Annotated in this window: 7 protein-coding genes; 6 read left to right on the top strand and 1 reads right to left on the bottom strand. The window is 39.2% G+C overall.

The genetic code is table 11. The annotated features are described in order from the left end of the window. The 6 genes from SGJ10_03935 to SGJ10_03910 all read left to right on the top strand — a co-directional run. The coding region (locus SGJ10_03935; GenBank protein MDZ4757276.1) for a DUF4835 family protein at positions 1-626 on the top strand (626 nt) is incomplete at its 5' end. Between the two features lie 55 nt (positions 627-681). Then, positions 682-1,155, top strand: a complete 474-nt coding sequence (locus tag SGJ10_03930) for a hypothetical protein (GenBank protein MDZ4757275.1) — start codon at positions 682-684, stop codon at positions 1,153-1,155. A gap of 188 nt (positions 1,156-1,343) precedes the next feature. Next, positions 1,344-1,982, top strand: coding sequence for an LUD domain-containing protein (locus SGJ10_03925; protein ID MDZ4757274.1), 639 nt, complete (start codon positions 1,344-1,346; stop codon positions 1,980-1,982). A gap of 187 nt (positions 1,983-2,169) precedes the next feature. Then, entirely contained in the window at positions 2,170-3,660 is a 1,491-nt protein-coding gene (locus SGJ10_03920; GenBank protein MDZ4757273.1) for an amino acid permease, read from the top strand. Next, positions 3,660-4,583: an isoaspartyl peptidase/L-asparaginase gene (locus SGJ10_03915; protein MDZ4757272.1), complete on the top strand. Its 924-nt coding sequence runs from the start codon at positions 3,660-3,662 to the stop codon at positions 4,581-4,583. The genes SGJ10_03920 and SGJ10_03915 overlap by 1 nt, the downstream gene beginning before the upstream one ends. Before the next feature lie 209 nt (positions 4,584-4,792). Further along, a complete protein-coding gene (locus SGJ10_03910; GenBank protein MDZ4757271.1) occupies positions 4,793-5,245 on the top strand; it encodes a hypothetical protein in 453 nt (150 codons plus the stop codon). Positions 5,246-5,254: 9 nt separating this feature from the next. On the opposite strand, the gene SGJ10_03905 is transcribed toward SGJ10_03910, so the two are convergent. Then, positions 5,255-5,605, bottom strand: coding sequence for a hypothetical protein (locus tag SGJ10_03905; GenBank protein MDZ4757270.1), 351 nt, complete (start codon positions 5,603-5,605; stop codon positions 5,255-5,257). Positions 5,606-5,746 lie beyond the last annotated feature (141 nt).

Raw genomic sequence — 5,746 nt, 5'->3', positions numbered from 1 at the left:
GTACCAGACCTATATATAATAGCAATTATACTTCAGCCGTTTTTTTTACTTTGGACAGAGATTGGTTATTCAAATATAACAGATATGAAAGCCTTGACTTCAACGAAAATCAGTTCAGTTCTAACTTTACAAGTATGCTAGCATTTTATGCTTATATTATTATAGGTATGGACTACGATAGTTATTCATTGGAGGGTGGCACAGCAAATTATATAAAAGCACAACAAATCGTTAATCAAGCTTCTACTGCCTCTGAGCCAGGATGGTTGTCATCGACTGGTACACCAAGCAAAAACCGTTATTGGCTAATCGAAAATCTGTTGAATGCCAGGTATAAACCTTTCCATGAAGCCATGAACCAATATTATCGTAAAGGTATGGACGAGATGAGCAAAGACGTGGACGGTGCACGCAAAGAAATTACCAATGCACTGAACCAGATAAAAAGTGTTTGGAAACTCTCGCCAAATTTATTTTTATTACAACTTTTCTTTTTTACTAAATCGGAAGAAATAGTAAACATATATAAAGATGCCTTACCTGCCGATAAAAATAAAATTGTAGAACTGCTCAATGAAATCAATGTGCAAAATTCTACAAAATGGCAACAGATTTTAGGTAAATGATTTCTTAAAGCCCTATAATATGTGCCTAAAATCAATATATACATCTATTTTGATTTTGTGCATTCTAGCCTTTTCTAATTTGCCTGTGCATGCTCAGAAAAAAAAAGATCATTCATATAAAGAGTGGTTCAGTGTGGGTTATGGCTATACCACCAAAATAGGAAAGAAAGATATCTCGGGAAATACTTTTGGGCCTTCATTCAATATAAAACCACGGAGTGCTTCCTATATGCACCATATTGGTTTGCAATATACCAAATCGTATGTGGGTGCTTCTATTTTATCAATCGATTATGGATTAGGGCTACCGTATTTTAAATCAGATAAATTTATCGTATGGGGTATTACTGCCTTATCAGTTCTAAAAGCAGAACTCTTTTATTCGAGTGCCACCTATGTGGGCGTCAATTTTAAAGTTGGAGCAGCGTGGATGTTTGTAAAAGAAGCGGGATTGGGTCTCGAACTTTTTTCTAGCATCAATTCATTTCACAATATGCATGGAGCCCGATTGCTTTTTATTTTAAAGTGAGGATATTTTTGGCATATAGATATTCGGATCATGATATATTCTGCAATGCCCGTGGTTGCGTGTTTTCACCAACCACTAACTTACTATTTATGTCTTGACTTCACATTTGCCCTATTTTTTTAATGTTTACTTTGTGCATTGATATATATCTTCGCACACAAGAAAAAATTGAATAATAAACCTCCAAATTGTCTGAAATAACTTCAAAAGAAACCTTATTAAAACGTGTACGACAAGCGTTAGTGGAAAAGACGAAAAACCCTTTCCCCGATTTGGAATTGGATTCGCCCATATACCGTGAATTCGATGCTGATCTAGCTGTGGAGTTTGCCGAAAACTTTACACAAGCCAAAGGTTCCTTTATATATAATATTCATATTTTTGAAGCCGTTGACAATTTTATTACCTTGCACGAGAATAAAAGATGGAGCAAGCTAGTATGCAAAGATGAAGTGCTTGCAAAACGGTTGACCGATACAGGAATTGAGTTCCAAAAAAATCACAAAAGTGGCGACTTTGTAGATGCTTTTTTGATTACCTGTGAGTGCTTGGTATCAAAAACAGGATCAATTGTAATAAGTACCAAGCAAACCAATATCGAACTTACGGATGAATCGCCATGCTTGGTGGTATTTGCCTATACCCATCAGATTGTTCGAGAAATGAAAGATGTATTTAACTTGCTTAAAAACAGATACGGCAACAACCCACCCCGATTTGTGAAATGGCTAACAGGTCCCGCTGTTGAAAATACAATTGAGATGATGGAATTACCAGGGTTTAGAGGACCTGTGGAAATATTTTTGTTTCTGATTGATGAAAAATAAATGCTATATGGGCAAAATGCCTTTGTTTTGCTTGCTAGTATTAAATATAAAGCTCGCCGCGGCGGGAAGTATAAAGTACACTGACGCCAGGAACCTTCGACAATCCCGATAGCCCCGCAAGCTTGCAGCGGGACAGGTTGCCAAACAAAAATATAAAATAATAATTAAAAAATATAAAATAATCCCTATGTCTTTACACCGCAAAAAAAGTCTTAACGATCTGATGGGCAATGTGGCCACAGATGAACACACACTGAAACGTACACTTGGGCGAGGCAGCCTTATCGCACTTGGAATTGGTGCTATTATAGGTGCCGGTCTTTTTGTAAGAACCGCTGCTGCTGCTGGCGAACATGCAGGAGCTGCTGTTACACTTTCATTTATAGTGGCCGCTGTGGGTTGTGCTTTTGCAGGGCTTTGTTATGCCGAATTTGCTTCTATTATACCCATTGCGGGCAGTGCATATACTTATGCTTATGCAACTATGGGCGAACTAGTTGCTTGGATTATTGGATGGGCCTTGGTACTTGAATATGCATTGGGGGCTGCAACAGTTTCCATTGCATGGAGTGAATATTTGAACAAGCTACTTGGTGGGGCAATTCCCTACGAATGGTGCCACTCCCCTTTTGAATCTATTATACAAAATAGCATGGAGGTGCACGGAATGATCAATGCCCCTGCCCTATTGATTCTGCTTATACTTACGCTGCTTCTTATTCGTGGTACGCAACAATCGGCGGTGGTGAATTCTATTATAGTAATATTGAAAGTAGCAATTGTACTAATCTTTATCGCCTTGGGTTGGGCTTATATCAATCCTGCCAACCATACACCTTATATGATTCCTGCTGATATGAAACCCGTAATGCAGGGAAATGGGGAATGGTTTGATTATAGTGGTTTTTGGCATCATGGTTTTGGTGGTGTGATAGCGGGTGCTGGCGTGGTGTTCTTTGCCTTTATTGGTTTCGATGCCGTTTCTACTGCAGCACAGGAAGCTAAGAACCCACAGAAAGATATGCCGATTGGTATATTAGGCTCATTGGCTATTTGTACGGTATTGTATATATTGTTCTCGCACGTGCTTACAGGTGTTGCCCCTTTTACAGACTTTATAAAAGAAGGCAAAGAAGCATCTGTGAGTTTCGCCATTACAAAATACATGGTCGAGTATACCTGGCTGGCCAATCTTATAACTGTAGCTATTCTTGCAGGATTCTCCTCTGTGATATTGGTAATGCTCATGGGTCAAAGCCGAGTATTCTTTACAATGAGCAAAGATGGATTATTACCCAAAACATTTTCGCAACTTCACCCTAAGTTCAAAACCCCCTATAAATCTAATTGGATATTATTATTGTTTGTAGGCGGCTTCGGAGCCTTTATACCTGGCTCGGTGGCTGGCGATTTAACAAGTATCGGAACTTTGTTCGCCTTCATTTTAGTATGTGCGGGAGTTATGATACTTCGTAAAACCGATCCTAAATTGAAACGTCCCTTTAAAACGCCTTTGGTTCCTTTGGTTCCTATTTTGGGCATACTTATTTGTACGCTTATGATAGTGGGCTTGAACATGGAAACACAGTTAAGTGCGGTGGGTTGGATGCTTTTAGGATTAATGATATATTTCTCGTATGGTAAGATCCATAGCAAACTAAACAAAAACAAAGTTTAATGAAAGCAGGAATAGCCATACATGGCGGTGCGGGCACTATCGAGAAATCTTCTTTAACTCCCGAGTTATATAATATGTATACAACAGCCCTCAACAAATGTATCGAAGCGGGATACAAAGTGATAGAACAAGGCGGCAGTGCGATGGACGCTGTTTCTGCTGCCGTTATAGCATTGGAGAACGAGCCTGTTTTTAATGCAGGCTGCGGTGCCGTATTCACCCATGGCGGTGGCCACGAAATGGATGCATCTATTATGGATGGAAGCAATCTGATGGCTGGAGGAGTTACATGTGTAAAGAATATTAAAAACCCAATTATACTTGCCCGCGAAGTGATGGAAAAATCGGGGTTTGTATTGTTGAGCGGTGCAGGTGCCGAAGAATTTGCCCGCACGCAGAATATCGCTTTCGAGCCAGATGAATACTTTTATAATGAAGTTCGCTACCAACAGTACCTTAAAATAAGAGACAGCGACTATATGCAATTGGATCATAATGTGAACCTAAAAAAAGGAACCGTAGGAGCTGTGGCATTAGACAAACACGGTAACCTAGCCGCTGCTACTAGCACGGGCGGCATGACCAACAAAAGATATAATAGAATTGGCGATACCCCAATTATAGGTTGCGGCACTTATGCCAATAATAATACTTGTGCCATAAGCTGCACTGGCCATGGCGAATATTTTATACGCAATGTAGTAGCTTACGATGTCAGCTGCCTCATGGAATACAAAGGTCTTAGCCTGCAAGAAGCTTGTAATATTGTAGTAAACGACAAACTCGTAAAACTAGGCGGCGAAGGCGGGCTCATCGCTATCGACGCTGCGGGCAATATAGCTTTGCCTTTTAACAGTGAGGGAATGTATAGGGCTAACCAAAGTATAGGTGCGGAGAGAGTTATTGCTGTGCATGAATTATAATTATGTTAGTGGTTGGCACCTAATAACAATCGGAACTTCGCCAAACTCATCATGCATAGATGTTAATGAATGAAAAACATATCCCATGCAACTTTTTCAACTCGGGCATTGTTATGCAGAAGTAACTAATCACTCGCCATTATGAGAGCTCTCATCTTAAGCACTTTTATTCTTTCGTCGACCCTCCAAAAGTATTTTACGAAGTAGGTATGGGTTATATCAACAGGAAACTGAATCTTGTAACGTCTTTCAACCAAGGTGCTATACCTTTAACTAGTCCTAACAGTGCCCACACCAAAGAATTGGTTTGGCTACAATCGTTTTCGTACCGCAGCATTGAAGCACCTATTAATTTGGCTTACAAATTTGCCGAGACAAATGCAGGGAGCTATAATGTGAATGCTGGATTAGTCGGTCATTATTTATTAAGTTCGTATTACGAAGCTGGAAGATATACAGGTAAGTATAAGCAAAATTATTTCCAAGGTATTTCGTTCACTTGCGGTGTGGGAGCCGATTATCACATATCGAAGACAATAACGATGACGAGCAGGCTCAACTGTTGCCTTATTAATATGCTGAAAAATGATGCTTTTGTAAATAGAGCTCCTGCTTATAAGTTTGTTTCTTTGTCGCTGGGCGTATTATTACCTAGTTTCTAAATTTGTATTTTATCGCTTCTTCTTCTTCTTCAATTCAGCTATAATATTTTCCTGCTCAAGCAATTTAGTCCTTAATTCTTTATTCTGCATTGTCAAGTTTTCAATTTCCATTTGATATCTCTCATTATAATATTTAAGGTTACTGTATAGTTCATACAATCTTTCGTAATCTTTTTGTGCGGTTATCTGCCCTTTATGCAGCGTATCGAGCGATGCTTGCACATAGTCGACGGTTATAATCAAACTATCAATTATGATTCGAAGTTCTTTATTTTTGGCCACCTCGCTCCTATGCAATTTTGATGACTGATAGCAACCCGCAAACATGATAGGGATGATTAAATATAATAGTTTTTTCATAGGGGCAAACTTAAACACGGATTATATAATACCAATTCTTACACTAAAATAGTTCTCCGCCTGTGGCGGATTTAGTTTGTAGAATGGTAATGCCGAACTACATCCCGAAAGCCCCGCTTAATCCCGATAATTATCGGGATG

Source organism: Bacteroidota bacterium, assembly GCA_034439655.1.
Lineage (GTDB): Bacteria > Bacteroidota > Bacteroidia > UKL13-3 > UKL13-3 > CANJUD01.
Note: the sequence above shows the minus strand (reverse complement) of the source record. Positions and strands in the feature narration are given on the sequence as shown.

Bases quoted from the DNA above. Each gene is read 5' to 3' on its own strand.
- SGJ10_03910 (MDZ4757271.1), top strand. From the start codon at position 4,793: ATGGGTTATATCAACAGGAAACTGAATCTTGTAACGTCTTTCAACCAA.
- SGJ10_03915 (MDZ4757272.1), top strand. From the start codon at position 3,660: ATGAAAGCAGGAATAGCCATACATGGCGGTGCGGGCACTATCGAGAAA.
- SGJ10_03920 (MDZ4757273.1), top strand. From the start codon at position 2,170: ATGTCTTTACACCGCAAAAAAAGTCTTAACGATCTGATGGGCAATGTG.
- SGJ10_03905 (MDZ4757270.1), bottom strand. From the start codon at position 5,605: ATGAAAAAACTATTATATTTAATCATCCCTATCATGTTTGCGGGTTGC.